18 protein-coding genes are annotated in these 19,065 nt (G+C 45.2%); 12 read left to right on the forward strand and 6 right to left on the reverse strand.

Annotated features, from left to right (window positions below; translation table 11 throughout):
- Position 1 precedes the first annotated feature (1 nt).
- From AC1XUF_RS09655 to AC1XUF_RS09670, 4 genes are all read right to left on the reverse strand, one after another.
- A complete protein-coding gene (locus AC1XUF_RS09655) occupies positions 2-1,213 on the reverse strand; it encodes a DUF4249 domain-containing protein (RefSeq protein WP_483341567.1) in 1,212 nt (403 codons plus the stop codon).
- 3 nt (positions 1,214-1,216) lie between these two features.
- Positions 1,217-3,961: a TIM-barrel domain-containing protein gene (locus tag AC1XUF_RS09660; protein WP_483341568.1), complete on the reverse strand. Its 2,745-nt coding sequence runs from the start codon at positions 3,959-3,961 to the stop codon at positions 1,217-1,219.
- 94 nt (positions 3,962-4,055) lie between these two features.
- Positions 4,056-5,342: a hypothetical protein gene (locus AC1XUF_RS09665; RefSeq protein ID WP_483341569.1), complete on the reverse strand. Its 1,287-nt coding sequence runs from the start codon at positions 5,340-5,342 to the stop codon at positions 4,056-4,058.
- 104 nt (positions 5,343-5,446) lie between these two features.
- A complete protein-coding gene (locus AC1XUF_RS09670; RefSeq protein WP_483341570.1) occupies positions 5,447-6,235 on the reverse strand; it encodes an SDR family oxidoreductase in 789 nt (262 codons plus the stop codon).
- A gap of 189 nt (positions 6,236-6,424) precedes the next feature.
- Between AC1XUF_RS09670 and purH the strand changes: the two genes are divergently transcribed.
- The 3 genes from purH to AC1XUF_RS09685 all read left to right on the forward strand — a co-directional run bounded on the left by purH (position 6,425) and on the right by AC1XUF_RS09685 (position 10,691).
- On the forward strand, positions 6,425-7,960 hold the full coding sequence (purH, locus tag AC1XUF_RS09675) for a bifunctional phosphoribosylaminoimidazolecarboxamide formyltransferase/IMP cyclohydrolase (protein ID WP_483341571.1): 1,536 nt from the start codon (positions 6,425-6,427) through the stop codon (positions 7,958-7,960).
- A gap of 79 nt (positions 7,961-8,039) precedes the next feature.
- Positions 8,040-8,912 carry a hypothetical protein gene (locus AC1XUF_RS09680; protein ID WP_483341572.1) on the forward strand — a complete coding sequence of 291 codons (873 nt, stop codon included), beginning with the start codon at positions 8,040-8,042 and terminating at the stop codon, positions 8,910-8,912.
- Positions 8,913-9,071: 159 nt separating this feature from the next.
- Entirely contained in the window at positions 9,072-10,691 is a 1,620-nt protein-coding gene (locus AC1XUF_RS09685) for a sodium/sugar symporter (RefSeq protein WP_483341573.1), read from the forward strand.
- Positions 10,692-10,759: 68 nt separating this feature from the next.
- Here the strand turns inward: AC1XUF_RS09685 and AC1XUF_RS09690 are convergent, their stop codons facing one another.
- The gene (locus AC1XUF_RS09690; RefSeq protein ID WP_483341574.1) at positions 10,760-11,203 is read right to left on the reverse strand and encodes a peptidylprolyl isomerase; all 444 of its coding nucleotides are present in this window, start codon (positions 11,201-11,203) and stop codon (positions 10,760-10,762) included.
- A 115-nt stretch (positions 11,204-11,318) separates the two neighbouring features.
- Between AC1XUF_RS09690 and AC1XUF_RS09695 the strand changes: the two genes are divergently transcribed.
- The 3 genes from AC1XUF_RS09695 to AC1XUF_RS09705 all read left to right on the forward strand — a co-directional run bounded on the left by AC1XUF_RS09695 (position 11,319) and on the right by AC1XUF_RS09705 (position 13,131).
- Entirely contained in the window at positions 11,319-11,855 is a 537-nt protein-coding gene (locus AC1XUF_RS09695) for a P-loop NTPase family protein (protein ID WP_483341575.1), read from the forward strand.
- A gap of 13 nt (positions 11,856-11,868) precedes the next feature.
- Positions 11,869-12,024 (forward strand): hypothetical protein, encoded by a 156-nt coding sequence (locus AC1XUF_RS09700; protein WP_483341576.1) that lies wholly within the window; start codon positions 11,869-11,871, stop codon positions 12,022-12,024.
- Positions 12,025-12,243: 219 nt separating this feature from the next.
- Positions 12,244-13,131 carry a hypothetical protein gene (locus AC1XUF_RS09705; RefSeq protein ID WP_483341577.1) on the forward strand — a complete coding sequence of 296 codons (888 nt, stop codon included), beginning with the start codon at positions 12,244-12,246 and terminating at the stop codon, positions 13,129-13,131.
- 247 nt (positions 13,132-13,378) lie between these two features.
- Here AC1XUF_RS09705 and AC1XUF_RS09710 read toward each other — a convergent pair whose 3' ends face one another.
- Positions 13,379-14,128: a lytic transglycosylase domain-containing protein gene (locus AC1XUF_RS09710; RefSeq protein WP_483341578.1), complete on the reverse strand. Its 750-nt coding sequence runs from the start codon at positions 14,126-14,128 to the stop codon at positions 13,379-13,381.
- A 511-nt stretch (positions 14,129-14,639) separates the two neighbouring features.
- On the opposite strand from AC1XUF_RS09710, the gene AC1XUF_RS09715 reads away from it, so the two are divergent.
- From AC1XUF_RS09715 to AC1XUF_RS09740, 6 genes are all read left to right on the forward strand, one after another.
- On the forward strand, positions 14,640-15,830 hold the full coding sequence (locus tag AC1XUF_RS09715) for a molybdopterin molybdotransferase MoeA (protein WP_483341579.1): 1,191 nt from the start codon (positions 14,640-14,642) through the stop codon (positions 15,828-15,830).
- A 13-nt stretch (positions 15,831-15,843) separates the two neighbouring features.
- Complete coding sequence (locus tag AC1XUF_RS09720; RefSeq protein ID WP_483341580.1) at positions 15,844-16,083, forward strand: MoaD/ThiS family protein; 240 nt, start codon at positions 15,844-15,846, stop codon at positions 16,081-16,083.
- Between the two features lie 26 nt (positions 16,084-16,109).
- Positions 16,110-16,559: a molybdenum cofactor biosynthesis protein MoaE gene (locus AC1XUF_RS09725; protein ID WP_483341581.1), complete on the forward strand. Its 450-nt coding sequence runs from the start codon at positions 16,110-16,112 to the stop codon at positions 16,557-16,559.
- Between the two features lie 37 nt (positions 16,560-16,596).
- Positions 16,597-17,505, forward strand: a complete 909-nt coding sequence (gene moaCB / locus AC1XUF_RS09730; protein WP_483341582.1) for a bifunctional molybdenum cofactor biosynthesis protein MoaC/MoaB — start codon at positions 16,597-16,599, stop codon at positions 17,503-17,505.
- 21 nt (positions 17,506-17,526) lie between these two features.
- A complete protein-coding gene (moaA, locus tag AC1XUF_RS09735) occupies positions 17,527-18,519 on the forward strand; it encodes a GTP 3',8-cyclase MoaA (RefSeq protein ID WP_483341583.1) in 993 nt (330 codons plus the stop codon).
- Between the two features lie 112 nt (positions 18,520-18,631).
- Positions 18,632-19,042 (forward strand): T9SS type A sorting domain-containing protein, encoded by a 411-nt coding sequence (locus AC1XUF_RS09740; RefSeq protein WP_483341584.1) that lies wholly within the window; start codon positions 18,632-18,634, stop codon positions 19,040-19,042.
- Positions 19,043-19,065 lie beyond the last annotated feature (23 nt).

Raw genomic sequence — 19,065 nt, forward strand, 5'->3', positions numbered from 1 at the left:
ACTACTGCGTCCACTTCCAATCTTTCGGCAAAAATGGCGTCCTCGACCGGCTCTTTTTACAAATCGCCAAAGGAATATAAGGCCGCTCATTGGAGCGCTCTTCCAATATGGGATCGCGGTTATGTACGGTTTTGAAAAGCTGGTTCAAAACGGCCGCATTACGGATGTTTTTACGCCAGAGCATGGTTTTATATTCCGACACTGAAGAAGCCGTGAAAAACCCGATGATCAGTTCGTTTTTGTCTTTAGCATTTACCACATTTCCCTGGATGGGCGCAGGTGGCGTGTCGGCCAGCGTGCCGGAATTGACAGCCTGGTCCTGGATCAATTTGAGAAAGCGGTAGGCGTTTGGGGTCAGCGAGTTCTGTTGCAGACTAACCAGGCAGGGATTAGCCTGAAGCAAAGGAATTTGCGCGACCATTTTGTCTTTCTGGCTCTGTCCATTGGTATAAGTGTCGGCGAAAATGGTAATATCGGTACTGTAAAAAATGTCCCAGCAAAGGTCTTCACAAGTGTAATCGAAAATGTTATTGGGTTTCAGCGTAAGGTCTTTGAAGCAATCACCGTCAGTGCCGCTTTCGGTTTCAAAAAGATAGTATTTTCCCTGATTGCAGGTCGTGCAGGTTTTCTGGATCTCCCATAAGGTCCATTGCCAGCGGTAAAAGTTCTTCTCGCCAGCCGGATCATCGAAATCCAGATAAATGTCGTTGCTGGGCGTATAATCGCCATAATACTCAGACAGTTTGGAGATACCCTGCGGATTGAAAACATCGTAAGCGCGCTTGACGGGTGTCACCGGAAGCATCGTTTCTGCCGAGGATTCATAACTTTTGCCGTCTTCCGTCACGAATTGCAGTTGATAGGAATCACCCACTTTTCCTTTGAAAGAGAGAGGCAACTGGTAGCTGCCGGGATCTGTTTCCGTAAGATCGAATGTTTGGGTGCCATTTACGGTAATCTTCACTTTTGCTTTGGAAAGTGGCAAGGTGGATTGTCCTTTGGTCCAGATGGTTTGGGTAAATTCAGAGCTTTCGTTGCTGGCCTCTGGATTTGTTTTGGCAAGGGTTATGATCTGTGGCCCGTCCATATCCGTCACCACGCCATCCACGACCACATACTCTTTCGCGCTCCCAAAGTTGACGCTGAAAGGCTCAACGCAGGCTGCAAGGCCGGTTGTCAGGATGAGTAATGCGACGAAAAGCCTGTAATTCATAACTTATTCGATGATGATTGACTTGGTGGAGAACCGGTTGTTATCGTTTTTCAACTTCAAAATGCATGTACCCGTCAGGTTTCCGACATCAACCACGGAATTGACCAGAGCTCCCTTAGCCTGCCTTCCCAAGTCTTTGATCAACACCTGGGTTCCCAAAGGATTGTAGATTTCAAGCGTATAGGTACCTGCTTCTGGGATTTTGGTTTTGACTGACAACGGCCGTTGCAGTTGGCTTGGGTTAGGGTAAACAGTCAGCACATCTTGCTCAACCCACGACTCTACGCCTGTAACCACGGCCAGGCCGTCGCGGACAATCGCGATGGAGGCTGGCGATTCGCAATCCCAATCAAACCTGAGTTTCAATTGTCGGGTCAAGTGATCGTAAAAAGCCGTCCCGTTTTTAAAATCGGTTGTTAGATAAACAACAGGAACCGACTTGCCATTTAAGGCGACTGCAAGAGGTGGTGATGTAAGATTTTCCACTTCTGCCAAAATATTCCTTTTCGCCAGCGCACCGCTGTGCTCTTTTTTTCTTTGGATCAGTACCCGGATACTGTCTTCTGAAACTTCACCTCTGAAATCGATCAGCTCATATTTCCCGTTGGTCAAAGCATTGGGATCAGCGCCGTCGTCGTGGTACATCGTAAATACTGAATTGGTTACCGATATGTCCTGGAAAAATTTGACCGACAGGCTATCCGACAAATAGTAATCCGTCGATTTGAGGGAAGCCGATGCGGATATCGGAATAAAACTTCCGGCCTTGGCGTAAACCGGAATGTCATTGACCGTCAGATTCGGGAAAATATTCGCATTGCCGTTGAACGGTACGTTAGTCCAGAAATCAAACCATTTGCCGGGCGGCAGCACCACTTTCCGGGAGGGCATACCGTGCAATAGTACTGGTGCAATCAGCAGGTTTTCCCCGAAAAAGTATTGGTCGTTGATGTTACCCAATGTTCTGTTATTGGTAAAATAATCCATTGGCATGCACAGCGGCCGGCCGGAGGTGCTGTTTTTCCAGGAAAGCGAGTAAATATACGGCAGCAACTGGTAGCGGATATTGAGGTATTTTTTGACGGTACTATAAAAAGGTTCCGCCAGATTGAATGGCTCGACATTGGACCTTTCGCCGTGAGACCGTAAAACCGGCGTGAATGTGCCAAACTGAAACCACCGCAGGTCCAGTTCTTCATCTTTTTCCGTTTTGTCGGGCATCGTCGCAAACCCGCCGACATCGGAGTGCATATAGCCGATCCCGGACATTCCCGCCTGAATAATGATCGGAATTTGCAGCCTGAACCCCGCCCAATACCGGGCCACGTCACCGCTCCATGGCAATACACCAAACCTTTGCGATCCCGCCCAGCCCGAGCGTGTCAGATTAAAAAGTCTTTGGTCGGGAAAATCTCTTTGGTGCTGATTATACAGATTTTTTGACCAGAACAAAGAATACAAATTATGGATCTGTGCTCCAGAGCCCAAAGCGTAAGAGGCATCTTTCGGATCGTGGTCAGGCTCTATTTTATCCGTCCACCAGCCTGATATGCCCTGGCCGGCAAGCCGTTTGTACTGGAGCCACAGCCAGTTTTGTGTTGAGGTTTTAAAAATGTCCAATAAACCCACTGTGCCGTTCCATATGTCCTGGGTATATACCGCATTGGATCCGGGCTTTTTGGCGAAAAACGAAAGCGAATCGGCGATGCGAAAATTGAAGGATTGGGTTGTGATATAGGGATCGGTGATCAGGATTGTCTTGACGCCTTTTGCTTTAAGCCTTCCGATCATATCCGTTGCATTGGGCCAGTTTTGTGCGTTCCAGTCGAAATTGCCCATCGTGGTCTGGTCGCCGTACCAGTACAGGTCCAGAGCCAGGGCGTCCAAGGGGAACCCCTCATTCTGCAGCTTGGTCACAGCCACAGTCGCCTCGCTTTCATTCTTATAGCCGAACTTGGATTGGATATAGCCCAGCGCCCAGCGCGGCGGCAAGGGCTGCCGGCCTGTAAGCAGTGTGTAGTTTTCGAGAATCTCATCATTGCTGTCCCCATTGATCAGATAATAAGCCCATCGGCCGGTACTCAGGGATTCGACGGTCATACGTGTGGAATCTGTTGCGCCCACATACATGCGCATAGACCCGGGGAAATTGCTGTCGAAAAGGATGCCGTATTTGTGGGAGGAAACAAGGAAAGGAACATTGAAGCTTTGGGCCAATCCGGTGGCCTGATCGTAATAAGCGTATTCCCAGGTGTTATAGAAATCGAAAGCTTTCCGATTCAGATCGGGGCCGAAAGGCCGGCTTCCTGCACCGTGAAAAACATCTTGTGGATTAATGTCAAATGTGAAATTGACAGAATCTTTGGTTTGGCGAAACGCGCCAGTGTCCCTGATTTTGATCTCACCGCCGGATTTAAACGCAACTGAAAGTGGAAATTTGGTGATTTCCAGATCGCATTTTTCCGAACGGATCAAAAGGGATGTTTTCGTTTCCGTGATGTCGTCGGGAATGTAAGATGGTTGCAGGACGACCGACAACGAGCTATCAAGCGTGCTGCTGCCGGTGGGAGTGGTTTCGACCCTGAAAATGTCCGGAGTAAGGGTTGTGACCCTTAAAATTCCCTTGCTTCCCCGGATCAGTATGGTTTGTTTTGATTGTTGAAAGCTTACAAAATTGCCGGCTCCCTGCCCAAAAGACATTAAATGAATGCATATAAAACCAAAGGCAACGAAGTATTTGTATTTCATAGACTTAAATCGACCGGAACCCACCCTCCTTCCTAAATTTAAGCCAAATAAAACAAAATAACCTTCCTATTGTCTAATTTTTTGTCGGTTACTTCTAGTTTGCCTGCAACTTGTAAACAGCCGACGCGACGACGAAAATTTGCCGTGAGTATTGGTCATATCGGTTTTCGAACATGGAGCCAAAGCCACCGAAGGCATTTTTGGGTGCGGAAGTGTCATTTTGTTCAGATAAGAACATGGAATGGCTCTCAATTTTTGGATAAATACCGCCGACGAACTTTCCTGAAATGTTAAGTGTGATGCGCTTGTTTAAAGTATAATTTCCCCCAAAACCTGCGTTAAACCCAACCATATATTGCTTAATCTGTGATTGATATGATTTTTTGATATATGTTCCCGGATCCTCGGGATTATCCATAAAACGGGCTTGAGCTGTAAATTTCATGTTGGTCAAGCGCACAATTGTGGGACCTGCAAAGACGTACGGACGAATTCGCGCCGCCCCGTTTCTCGTCAACATGTAATTCGCTGACAAATCAAGATGAATGGTATTGAAGGAAAAAGCTTTGAGTTTCAGATCAGGGTCAAATTTCTCAGGAATTAATATTGAGGAAGGGAAATTAACCGCGTAGGTTCCAAAGTTTTCTAAATGTAATTTATCGTTGGAAGGGTTATTTATAAAGACATTCAAATCCAGGCTTACCCTTGGAAAAATGCCCACATTGACCCGGATTCCCAATGGAACTGATGTGGTGCCGAAATACCCGGTTCTTTTGTAGGTGGCTTTTCCCTCAACATAACCCCGGAGAATGTCAAACGCTGTACGGTTGTATCCAAAACCCAGAGACGGGCCGATTGAAACAGTCGTTTTAAATTGCCTCAGATTCTCCTCATAAACCGCTTCAGGAGATCCCGATAACCCATTGAAATATGAAACCAGTTTTTTTAGATATTTCGCGGAGTATTGTGGCTGAACATTGGATTTGGCATAATATTCATCCAATAAATTCTGCCCAAAAATGAGGGGTAACGCACGTTTTAAATGTTCATGCGAAATGACTTTCATCATCCCATTTTCTTCTATATAAAAAAGCTTTTTACTTCCCAGGTAAAGCAAGCTGAATTTGCCTCTAACCAATACAGTAAGTATTTGAGGATCCGAATTGATTTTTCTGGTAACATAGTATTTCCCGGAACTCAACTTGATTTCAGATATTTTCTCAACACCTATTGTTAATTTATTTCTGCCTGATGTTTTGATTAGGACAGTTTGCTTCTTATTGTTGATAATCGCGCTGCCAATTGTTGGATCTTTCTGATTTTCAACAAATACCGAATCGTTTTGCGCATTTCCTGGAAAGGAGATGCATGCAAATAACATGCAAATTGCAAGAATGTTGAGAAGGCGCATGAACGTGATTTAAGGAGGTTTTATCAAGTAAATAGAAGTCAACCCCATTTTACTTATCCGCCAGCCATTTAATTCTACATACTTTCAGTCTTCCCGCCATCTACCGGCAGGTTCACTCCGTTGATACTCCCCGCGGCTGGGCTGCAAAGGAATGCTACCGCTGCCGCGGTTTCTTCCGGAAGCGTGAATCTTTTGATTGGTATACTGTCCTTCATTTGCTTTGCTACTTCTTCCGTGGATTTGCCGGATGATTTGCTTCGCATTTCCAGGACCGAGTCCAACCTTGATGTCTCCGTGAAACCCGGCAGCACGTTATTGCAGGTGATGCCATATTGGCCCAATTCGAGCGACAATGTTTTTGACCAGCTCGCCACCGCTCCGCGAATGGTATTGGAAACGCCCAATCCTACAATAGGCTGTTTTACCGAAGTGCTGATGATATTGACAATCCTGCCATAACCCGCTCTTTTCATGGACGGCACTACGGCCTGGACGAGGATTTGATTGTTGATCAGATGCATTTGGAAAGTTTTCAAAAACTGGTCGGTCTCTGCCTCAATGATCGGCCCGCCACTTGGTCCGCCAGTGTTGTTGACCAGGATATGTACGTCGGGGCAAAGCCGTAAGTAATTTTCGATGGCGTCTTTAACTTGCTGGTTATCTGTAAAATCCGCGACTACATAACGATGCAGCTGACCGGCCGAAAGGTCCAGCTTTTCAACTGCTTCCCTCAGTTTCTCTTCATTTCGGGCAATCAAGGTGACATTGGCTCCCAATAGGGCGAGCTCTATGGCGGTGGCGAATCCGATACCCTGGGTGCTTCCGCAAACCAGCGCAGTTTTTCCGGTCAGGTCGAGGTTCATAATGATTTGTTTTAAACAGGGTTTTGGTGAAGATCTATCTTGGATTTAAAGTGTTTCTACTTCAAACTTCGTACTTTTTTCGGCTATCTTTGCGGTTTATTTTTTCAAAATGGCAGAGGAGATTCCCGCGTAGCATGCGCTTCGGTTGACCGGATCTCTGGTTTATAATCTTATCGTTAACATTGCACAATGTCTAAAAAAATCCAATCCGCGCTCATTTCAGTGTACTACAAGGACGGACTAGAACCCCTGGTCCGCCTGCTCCATAACGAGGGTGTTAAACTGTATTCCACTGGCGGTACCCAGACTTTTATTGAAAATCTGAACATTCCTGTAACCGCCGCGGAAGAGCTTACAGGATATCCGTCCATTTTTGGAGGAAGGGTAAAAACCCTTCACCCTGCGATTATGGGAGGAATCCTTTACCGTCGTGATGATGCCGGAGACGTTGCACAGGCACAGCAATACAATATCCCTGCCATTGACATGGTGGTTGTGGACCTTTATCCCTTTGAAGAGACCGTTGCATCCGGTGCCGGAGAAGAGGATATCATTGAAAAAATAGACATTGGCGGTATTTCACTCATCCGTGCTACCGCAAAGAATTTCAAGGATACCCTGATCGTTTCTTCACGCAGCCAATATGCTGAGGTTGTTGAACTGCTGACAGCCAAAGCGGGCGCAACAGACCTGGAGGACCGCAGGTATTATGCCGGGCTGGCATTTTCGGTTTCTTCACATTACGACGGAGCAATTAACCGCTTTTTCACCGAAGGCAAAGAAAAAGCAGATAAAGGCCTGTTTGATTTCACCAGCCTCGCTTCTCAGACGTTGCGTTATGGGGAAAACCCGCACCAGAATGCCACTTACTATGGCGACCTGGAAGGGATTTTCGAAAAACTGCATGGCAAAGAATTATCTTACAACAACCTTGTGGATGTAGACGCCTGCGTGAATCTGATCGATGAATTCGCTGGTGCAGATCCTACTTTTGCAATCATCAAGCATACCAATGCCTGTGGAATTGCGACTGCACCCACCGCCAAGCAGGCTTATGATAATGCACTGGCTTGCGATCCGGTGTCGGCTTTTGGAGGTGTTGTAATCACCAATGCCAAAGTTGATCAGGCGACAGCGGAGGAGTTGAACAAGCTTTTTATGGAGATATTAATCGCGCCTGAATATGACGAAGAGGCATTGCAGCTTTTGAAATCAAAGAAAAACAGGATTTTGCTAAAACGTAACCCGGTGGACCTGCCGCAGATCCTGTTCAAAACGATCCTGAACGGCGTGCTTGTCCAGGATAAGGATTTGTCGACGGAGGTTTCTTCACAGTTCACGACTGTCACAGAAAAAGCACCTACCCCAAGCGAGTTGACGGCTTTGGAGTTTGCATTGAAGGTTTGCAAGCATACAAAGTCCAATACAATCGTTTTGGCAAAAGAAAACCAGTTGTTGGCAAGCGGTACCGGCCAGACCTCGCGTGTAGATGCATTGCGTCAGGCGATCGATAAAGCAAACGCTTTTGGTTTTGATTTGAACGGAGCTGTGATGGCATCGGACGCATTTTTCCCGTTTCCCGATTGTGTGGAGATCGCAAAATTGGCTGGGATTACTTCGGTAGTTCAGCCGGGCGGTTCCATTCGCGATAAAGATTCTATTGCATATTGCAATGCCAATGGCGTCTCAATGGTCACCACCGGGATCCGTCATTTTAAACATTGATAAACATTGATTTTTTTACGTCCATAAAAGCACGAATACATTAATGTAATACGTGCTTTCTTGGCAAAAAAAGTACCTCTTGAAACCCTATCAACCCATCAAAAATCCGGTTTTCCGCTTTGGGAAATTCCTTTTGATTGGTTGTTTGGGTTTAGTACTGAGCCCTTTTTATTTATACCCTCAAATTTTCTACTGCGAGCTCATTCGCTTCTCAGGCTTTACAGCAAATGGACAAATCTATTTCAGTCCTGAAATAAAGCCCCGGCATTACAAAATCCTGAAAGCGCTCATTTCGCAATCGGAGGCGCGAATTGATTCGTTTTATTCGGGGCGGGAATCAAGCCCGGTCACTATTCTTTGCGCCAACCCAAACGAATACCGTCGCTATTGCAGCAGCACCGAAGGCGCGGGATGCAGCCTCGGCACACCCTGGGGCGATTCGTATGTGATCCTGAATGCACAGGAAATCAATACAGACGTGATCAGCCACGAAATGAGCCACATTGAATTGCTGAAAAGACTGGGCTGGTGGACCACCACAACCCAAATCCCGCAATGGTTTAACGAAGGCCTCGCGCTGATGCTCGATCGCCGGTTCGTCAACAGTACCGATCCCGCAGACCGTTACCTTGAATATATGGACGAGTGGCAGTACTACACGGGCGGTGGCCAGGAAGTACTGGAACTCGCTGCGATCAATTCTATCAAAGGATTTTTTAATGGTAATCAAAAGCATGTGATGCTTGCTTATATGTCGTCCGGTATGGAAATTTCTTACTGGCTGGCCATGGCCGGAGAAAGTGGTTTGGCAGATTTTATCAAAAAGATGAAGGCGGGTGGCAGTTTTGAAGATGCTTACAGGAATGCCGAAAAAGAAAAACGGATCAGATATTATAGAAAATTACCCTCAAACCCGCTTCGTTACAGGGATTCGGTAAAAATATCAGAGTAAAGCTTTGGCAATATTTACTTGTATAGGTAAAACAACGGACGCACCCTAAAACAGATTTCATGTGCTTGCAAGCTTGTCTTTTTGTACTATTTTCCGAAAATAATGTACCTTTCGATTTGTACCAAAAACCTCATCCATTCATCTATCTAATCATTTGAAATGCAGCAATTAGAATCCCTCGATTATATCGTTTTCTTCTTTTACTTCATTGTAGTTTCCGGTTACGGTTATTGGATTTATCAGCGGAAAAAGTCAAAAACAGAATCCACCAAAGACTTTTTTCTGGCAGAAGGCTCCCTTACCTGGTGGGCGATCGGTGCCTCGCTGATTGCTTCGAACATCTCTGCCGAACAGTTTATCGGGATGTCCGGAAACGGGTTTTCGATGGGTTTGGGGATTTCTACTTACGAATGGATGGCGGCAGCAACGCTGGTGATTGTAGCGGTTTTTTTTATGCCCATTTATTTAAAGAACAAGATCTACACCATGCCCCAGTTTCTCAGCCAGCGGTATAACCCAACGGTGAGTTTGATCATGGCCGTTTTCTGGCTGGCGTTGTACATTCTTGTCAATCTTACTTCCATTCTCTACCTGGGAGCATTGGCGGTTTCAGGTATTTCGGGTCTGAATTTCCAGTTCTGTATGATTGCGCTGGCCTGCTTCGCTATCATTATTACGATTGGGGGAATGAAAGTGATCGGATTTACGGACGTAATTCAGGTATTCTTCCTGGTCATCGGCGGATTGGCAACTACCTATCTTGCCATTAACCTGGTTTCAGGAGTGGATGGAATAGAAGGTATCACGAGCGGTATCAAAATGATGCGCGATAATCATGACGACCATTTTCACATGATTTTCCCAAAAACAAGTCCGTTTTACATGCAGTTACCTGGCCTTACCGTATTGCTGGGGGGGATGTGGATTGTAAACCTTAACTATTGGGGCTGTAACCAGTATATCACGCAAAGGGCTTTGGGCGCGGATTTGAAAACTGCCCGCAATGGCATTCTCTTCGCGGCATTTTTGAAATTGCTGATGCCGGTAATCGTGGTTCTGCCAGGTATTGCCGCTTATGCTTTGTATAGTAAGGGGATGTTCCAGGCAGAAATGCTGGGCGACGACGGCGTTATTAATGCGGACAAGGCATATCCCGTATTGCTCAATCTGCTTCCCGCAGGTCTGAAAGGCCTTTCTTTCGCAGCACTCACGGCTGCCGTTGTAGCCTCGCTGGCTGGTAAAGCAAATAGCATCTCAACGATTTTTACTCTGGATATTTTCAAAAACTATATCGGTAAAAATGCGGACGAAAAAACATTGGTGCGTATCGGCCGGTTGGTTGTAGTCATCTCGATGATCCTCGCGATTCTGGTTTCGCCTTATATGGGAATCGACAAAAAAGGAGGCTTTCAATTCATCCAGGAAATGACAGGCTTACTTTCTCCTGGCATTTTCGCCTCGTTTATCATGGGCTTTTTCTGGAAACGCACGAATTCCGCCGGCGCTTTATTCGCAATCGTGGGAGGTTTTCTGATTGCTTTGGCCATGCATAACAATTATTTCCCTTTTGCCGACTGGACGCAGGTCCCGTTCCTGGACCGAATGGGTTTGGTATTCCTGATTTGCGTGGTAGTAATGTTTATCCTGGGCCTTGTAATGCCTGACGAAAATAAAGGTCTGGCAATCGATTCCAGCATGTTCATTCCACACCGCACTTTTATTATCGGCGCGGTGGTTGTTTTGGCTATTATCTCCTATTTATACAGCCATTTTTGGTAGGAACTCGCACATTAGTAAATCAAAAAGGCCCGAATTTTTCGGGCCTTTTTGATTTGAACTTTCGCTGATCAGGCTTCTTCTTCAATAATCGTGATCTTTTGGATCTTATCTCCCTGACGGATCAGATCAACCGTATCCACGCCTTCAACTACTTTGCCAAAGCAGGTATGGTTGCCATCGAGGTGAGCTGTGTTTCTGCGGCTATGGCAGATAAAGAACTGTGAACCGCCTGTATCGCGTCCCGCATGTGCCATCGACAGTACGCCACGGTCGTGGTATTGATTGCCGCCGCTTAGCTCGCATTTGATCTTGTAACCAGGACCGCCGCGACCCGTGCCGGTAGGATCACCACCCTGAATCATGAAATCAGGAATAACGCGGTGGAATATCAATCCGTCGTAAAAGCCCTTTTTAGAAAGGTCAACAAAGTTTTTCACAGCAATAGGCGCATCCTCATCGTAAAATTCGATCAGCATCGTGCCTTTATCGGTGATCATTTCTGCTTTTGTCATTGTAAAAGAGTAGTTGGTAAAATGTAATGCTTCTTCAACGTGGAATCAGCTTGTTATGAAACACAAAAAAAAGGATAATGTTCAATTAAAAGCGAAGGTACGAAATTGCAATCATATGAAAATCCTGATCATGGGGGCCTCCTGCGCGGGTTCGACAACTCTTGGAAATGCGCTCGCTGAACAACTGGAAATACCCTATTTCGACACAGACTCGTATTTCTGGGAACCAACCGAAGTGCCATATACCGTCAAGCGTCCACTGGAAATTCGCACCCAAATGCTAAAAAATGATTTTTACCTGGCAGGCAGCTGCATCGTCGGCGGCTCGCTGGTAAGCTGGGGAGACGAGTGGAAGCGGCTATTTGATCTGGTCGTCTTTTTATATGTTCCAAAAGAAATCAGATTACAACGTCTGATCAACCGTGAATACGAACGTTATGGATGCGAAATTGATACAAGCCCATACAGGGCGCAGTTGTTCAAGGATTTCCTTACCTGGGCAGCCCAATACGATGATCCGACTTTTAAAGGCCGGAGCATCAAGTTTCATGAGGATTGGTTAAAAGATGTGACAGGTAAGGTGCTGGAAATTAGGGGAGATACTTCGGTAGAGGAGCGACTGCGGCTCGTTGAGGAGGCGATGACCAAATGATAACAGAGGAACTTTGATCCGCAGAAGCGAGTCCGCCATCATCAGGACTTTCAGACACATTGCGACCGGCCTGGTTGCCCCGGTAATTTGTATCTGGGCAGAGGCTTTTCCAGTTGAAGCTGTTGCATTTGGTTTGGCAGGCATCCGGCGGGCCGTAGGAGAGGTTTGAATCTTCCTGACACCTGATCGCCCAAGGTTTCTGGGCAGACGGAGTAGTTGTCGGGTAGACGCACTAACTCAATGTTGTCCGGTCAATCGTACGGGTGAAGAACCGTAGCGTGATTAGCGAGCGCCGTTGGATAAATGGATTTGACAGTCCAGCGTCAGAAATGCAAATTATTACATCAAGTTCAAATCCATGCCACTATATCTTAACACAAACTATTCCGTGGACAAAAGAGACATCACACTTTTAGAAAGCTTATATGAGCAATCAGATTGCAAGTCGGTATCGGATATCCATGCCCGCTTCGTCAAGAGAAATCATTCTTTGCAAGAGACTTTAAACAGGCCGGTAATTCCGGCGCACTTCACACGCCTAAACAGAGGATCTGCACTACTTTATTGTTTATTGCCAACAGATATTCAGAGAGTCTTAAACTTGGGAATTTACCATTCCCATAATTGTCAGGACATGTCCTTGCTGAACGATTCTTTGTTTTCATACAATCGACTTGCCAGTCACAGACTTTTGCTTAATGTATCTGTGGCAGACCGTTACGTATGCTTGGAAGCTGTGGTTCAGTGTTTTGCCGGAAACGATCTTTCAATGGTCTACAAGATGTTTGAAGAAAAAAATGGGCTTATCAGCAAGGGGCATAAGTATTCAGTTATTGCTGGTAACCTTATTATTTCGTTGCTATATCAGCACGTCGATTGGCTGGAAGAGAGTTTGCTGAAAGCAAGACAATGTATTATTCAAAAAATTGGAAGCTTCGATCGCGCTGTAATCAATTTTCTAATAAGTGTTGTTGAAAATGACGGCTGTAAAGCGAACATCTATTTATCAGAAGCTTGTCATTTATACAAGGGTGCAAAAAGTTTACACGAGTTCAGAAGTCCATTTCTTAAAGTATTTGGATTATACATGCATGGCTTGTACAATCTAGCTTACCATTTTCTACCTGGTGCCATTTTTGAAAAAATTGAAGAACCTGAAAGTACGGTGTTCTGGAGCTCGTTTGCGGAATATCAAAAATCTAATAATTTCAAAGTAGGCGAGAAATTATTGGTTTTTACTGGCGAACTCGAAATTCTAAATTTTATCTATGAGTGAATGCTCTTTTGATCTCATAACTACAGTACCATATGGACGTTTTTTGTCCTCAGGTTTCGTTCATTGTTTGTTCTCAATCCAGCCATAAAAAAGTGTGTGCTACGGATCCCACATAGCCGACTCTGACATTTCATTGTCTTTGCAGAGTGTCAGCAATTTCATAAAATAAATCTAAATATAACATGAAAAAGGCCATCTCATTTGATCTGAGACAGCCTTTTCGTTTGTTGATTGGTGACAATAAGATTTATGACCCTGCGGCCTTGGCGAGCAAAGCGCCTGCTTTTTTCTGTTCTATTTTAAAATCCGCCAGGCGGTCCACTACGTCGCCGCTTCCCCATTCGCGGCTTCTTTCCGGGTTCGAGAACCATTCTTTTACTGCCAGGAGCTTGTAGATATACCTTGCAGTTTCCGAATTTAAACGAAGTTTAAAGTAACTGTCCTTGTTCTGGGAATCCATTCTGCTTTGGATGTGTGTGGGGCCGGCATTGTAGGCGGCTGCAACGAGCGTCCATGACCCTAACTGACGATGCAGGTTGCGCAGGTATTTTCCGGCAGCATGTGTTGATTTGATCAGGTGTTTTCGGTCATCTCTGGTTTCATTAACGACCAGCCCTAGTGCTTTTGCTGTTGAGGGCATCAATTGCCAGTAGCCGACTGCGCCCCTGCGTGAAGTTACTTCATCGCTCATTGCGCTTTCAATGAGAGGAATATATTTAAAATCGGCTGGTACTCCGTACTTCTTTAGAATGGGTTCGATGATCCGCATTCTTTTTTGGGTCTTTGTCATCAGCTTACGAAAAGTGGGATTGTCGTAATTTCTGATCATGTTCTGATATCGCTCGGCAATTCGAAGCTCCGAAAGTGGAATGGCTTCGCCACAGAAGTCAATAGCAAGAAGATCTGAATCAATAATAGTTGTTTCTTTCAGTTCCTTCTTTTCCACCCCCACCTCGCTCATTGGTGATTTGCCCCATATTGCGATTGAGAAGGCCATAAAGATAAGTTTAATCATCCATTTGTTATTTCGTGAAACATATTACTCAGGCGATTTGCCAAAGTGCAAAGATAACGGTATTGTATTTAAAATATTTCCTTAATAAGTAAAAACCTGATTTATAGGTACTTGTTAAAACAATATTAGTACTAATTTGCGATATTGCAATTTGGTGTTTCACGGTCAAAACTTGCCAAATATTTGCTTTTATTACAAAATGTAAAATAATGATTGGTAAAAACCACTTGTCACCAAACGTAAGTTAAATTTGCAAATAGGATTATATTGAGATAAAGTTATTTATAAAAATTGATTAACTCTGATAGTCAGTGTTTTACAAAAATTTGCCGCTTTTTGCTTTCAGTATTTTCTGCTGAAAAGCGAGGTGTCGTGTAAAATGAGCGTAAATGAGAAGCCTGTATTCGAACTGCCTTTTTAATGAATTGATGGTTAACTTGCGATATCAGAACCATTTTTTTACTGGTTCCAGGAAGCAAATCCAATTGTTGACATGGTAAGTGTAAACGCGGCAAAGGAAAAAATTATTGCAAATACACCGGTGCTATCGGGCGAGGTAAAGAAACTTTCGGATGCATTGGGATATGTTTTATCGGAAGATATCCTGGCACCGATTTCACTGCCATCGTTCAGGCAGTCGTCTATGGACGGTTACGCAGTGATCCATACCGATATTCAGCATGCAGGCACCGCTCTGACATTGATCGGAGAATCCAAAGCCGGACAAACCACGACACCGAGCCTTGGGTCGGGGCAAGCTATACGCATCTTCACAGGTGCCCTGGTTCCTGAGGAAGCAACGGCGGTGATTATGCAGGAGCAAACCGAGCTTACAAGAGGGGCTGTTGTGATCCATGCATTTCCGGTGCAGGAAGGCAAAAATGTACGTGAAATGGGCAGACAGATTAGCGAAGGGGCTGTTGCCTTATCTCGGGGCACCTATTTGTCTCCGGGCAGCATCGGATTTTTGCAGGGAATGCATATAAGCGATGTGAAAGTTTACCGGAAACCTAAAATCGGGTTGCTTCTGACCGGGGATGAATTATTGAAGGCGGGGGAGCCTTTGGTGAAAGGAAAGGTATATGAGTCCAATTCGGCGATGTTGATCGCGGCTTTGGCCCAGGAAGGAATTTATGAAACCGAACTGATGTATGCAGGTGATGACCTGGCTTCCACGATCGCAGCATTAAAGCATTTGACAGACAAAAACGATGTAATATTGGCTTCGGGTGGCATCTCGGTAGGAGACTATGATTTTGTTGGAACAGCATTGCAGGATATCGGTGCAGAACAGATATTTTACAAAGTGAGACAAAAGCCGGGCAAGCCGCTGATGTTCGCCAAAAGGGAGAAGACCTTATTTTTTGCATTGCCCGGGAATCCAGCTTCATCCCTTGTGTGTTACTACGAATATGTATTGCCTACAATCAGAAAAATGACGGGCAGGGACAATGTGTTTTTGAAATCATTGAAGATGCCCGTGAAGTATGCCTATTCTTTTGATGGCGAGCGCGATGAATTCCTGAAAGGTTTGATTGCGGGAGATGAAGTGATACCATTGGATGGGCAGGAATCGTTTGCATTAAGGTCATTCGCGGTTGCTGACGCGATCATTTATTTGCCTGGAACTCAAAATGCAGTGAAGCCGGGTGACCTGGTGGAAGTACATTTGCTCCCTTTTTAAAAATAAAACAGAAATGAGCATTCACATTACCTATTTCGGTATGCTGGCGGAGATCGCAGGTCGGGCCGATGAGAGCTGGATTGCCGACGAAAAGCTGACGGTGGGCAGGTTCCGGAGTTTGTTACTGGAGAAATATCCTCTTATGGGCGAAAAGAAATTCAAGATCGCGGTGAACCAGAAGATTTCGGAAGATTTCGTGCCGATTGAAATGTCAGCAGAAATAGCTGTATTGCCCCCTTTTGCAGGAGGTTGAAGATCAAAACAATAAAGCGAAAGTGAATGGAAAAAAACCATAAACCTAAAAAGGTTTTTGTTCAGGGGCCGATCAGCCCGGATTTTGTAGCAAAATCCATTGCCAGCCATCAGTCTAAAACAGGCATCGGTGCGCATGCTATTTTTTTGGGCCAAATTAGGGCTGATCAGAAGGAGGCGGGGGCGGTGACGGCTATCGAGTATTCGGCTTATGAGGAAATGGCCGAAAAGACTTTTCACGATATCCGCGAAGCTGCCTTCACGAAATTCGAACTGACGTGCCTGCACATTTATCATAGCCTGGGTATTGTGCCGACGGGAGAAATCAGCCTTTTTGTTTTTGTATCCTCGGCTCATCGCCGTGCTGCGTTTGAAGCATCGGAATTTATTGTGGAAGAGATTAAAGCGAATGTGCCGATCTTTGGAAAGGAGCTATTAGGAAAAGATGGGGATTATCTCTGGAAGGAAAATAATTAGCCTGCATGGGTTCCATCCCTCATTCAAAATTTGAAAAATGGTCGACATTACCCATAAGACAAATACACTAAGAATTGCAACCGCGCAGGCGATTGTCCAGGTAAGTAAGCCCGAGACCATATCTGCCATAGAAAATAGAACTGTCCCGAAGGGGGATGTTTTTGAAATGGCCAAGGCCGCAGGCTTCCTGGCGGTTAAAAAGACGCCGGATCTTTTGCCGGATTGTCATCCTATTCCGGTAGAATATACAGCAGTTAACTACAAAATCGAGGGATTGTCTGTCATCATTGAGCTGACGGTCAAGACCATATACAAAACAGGGGTGGAAGTGGAGGCTATGCACGGTGCATCGGTGGTTGCATTGACCATGTACGACATGCTCAAACCGATTGACAAAGGTGTGGAGATCAGAAATATCAGGTTATTGGAAAAAAAGGGGGGTAAAAGCGACCGGAAAGCGCTTCCCGAAAACCTTAAAATAGCCGTAATTGTTTGTTCCGACAGCATTTCAAAAGGTATAGGGAGTGACAAGTCCGGAACAAAAATTATTGAAAAGCTTGATGTATTAAAGCTTTCTGTCAGTGATTACAGCATTATCCCGGACGATAAAGAAAATATTCAGGACAAGATTATAGCGCTTCGAAGGGCCGGTTATCAGTTAATTTTGGTTACGGGTGGAACCGGGCTCTCGCATCGTGACGTTACCCCGGAAGCGGTTTCGGAATTGTTGGACCGCGAGATCCCGGGGATTTCGGAAACGGCCAGGAATTATGGGCAACAAAGGATCTCTACAGCCATGCTTTCGAGATCGGTGGCAGGGTTTTCCGGTGAAACACTGATCATTGCCATGCCGGGAAGCACGGGTGGGGTAACAGAATATATGGATGCCCTTTTTCCACATGTTCTGCATGTTTTCAGTGTCCTGGAAGGAAACAGACATTCTTAATTGCAGGTTGATATTCTATAAATGGCATTACCAATCGTTGATACATTCGGTCGCAAGCATACTTATCTGCGCATCTCGCTGACGGATAAGTGCAACTTGCGATGTACCTATTGTATGCCGCAAGAGGATATGCAGTTTATGCCTTCCAAATGGTTAATGCAAGCCCATGAAATTCAGGCATTAGCAGAGATTTTTGTCGATATGGGTGTGGATAAAATCCGTTTGACGGGTGGTGAACCGCTAATCAGGAAGGATGTAGGACAGATCATTGAAGGACTGGGCCAATTGGATACCTCGCTCACTTTAACCACCAATGCGGTTTTCATAGATCAGTTTGTTGAGCAATTGAAAAAATCGGGTGTGGGTTCGCTGAATGTAAGCTTGGATACTTTGAAAGAAGACCGGTTTTATAGCATTACGAAACGCGGGCACTTTGCGAAGACTTTGGATAATATCAAGCTTTTGCTTGCCGAGGATTTCACTGTGAAGATCAATATGGTCGTCATGAAGGGGGTCAACGATGACGAAGTGAATGATTTTGTGAGGCTTACACTGGGCGAGCCTAATCTGCATGTCCGTTTTATTGAGTTTATGCCTTTCAAAGGCAATCATTGGGATATGTTGAAAATCATTTCGTATGCAGAGCTTTTGACATTTATTGGCGGGGAGTACGATTTCGTAAAACTTCCTGGCGAGCTGCATGATACCGCACATACCTTTCGGGTCAATGGCGGGGCAGGGACATTTGGCATTATCGGAACAGTGACCCATCCGTTTTGTGCCGGCTGCAATCGGATTAGGCTTACCGCTGACGGAAAACTTAAGAATTGTCTTTTTGATACATCCGAAATTGATCTTTTGACGCCTTTGCGTGATGGGATGAATGTGAGGGAATTGATTTATGCCCATTTCCACAAAAAACATTTTGCTCACGGCGGCCACGCCGATTTCTCAGAAAAACAGGCTAAATCCGAATACGAGCAAAATCGCAATATGATCACAATTGGCGGCTGAAACCATTCAGCCCGCATTTTTAGCCGCTTAAATAATGTGTGCAACATAGCCTGAAAGGTTACATCATTGGTGAAAACTCAATCCTTTTTTACCAATTTAAACCTTTGAAGCCATGCGAAACGTGATGAAGTACCTTGCCCCTGGAGCCTTTGCAGTCCTCCTGCTGACCAACAATCTTGCCGCTAACACCATTGAACTGAAAGAATGCAAGAATAACACCTGCGGAAAATTCAGGGTAGGTATGTATCGTGTGAAGGACACTGTGACCATGAATCTTTTGATCGAGAAGGAAAAAGGGGAGCGCCTGGCCATTAGGGTAATGGATCAGAAAGGCAAAGTATTAATGGAGGATATCGTACCCAAACAAATGGATAAATTCGGGAGAAAACTCAATTTTTCGGAAATCCAGGATGGAATTTACACGCTTGAAGTAGCTGACGGAACGGAGAAGGTTGTCAAAAGCATTTATTTATCAACCAACGAAGTGCGGGAAGTGAACCGCAAGTTGGTAGGCGTAAATTAAGGGTAATTGTGCTTGGCAGGACA

The organism is Dyadobacter sp. HNCC25DJ185, assembly GCF_056895195.1.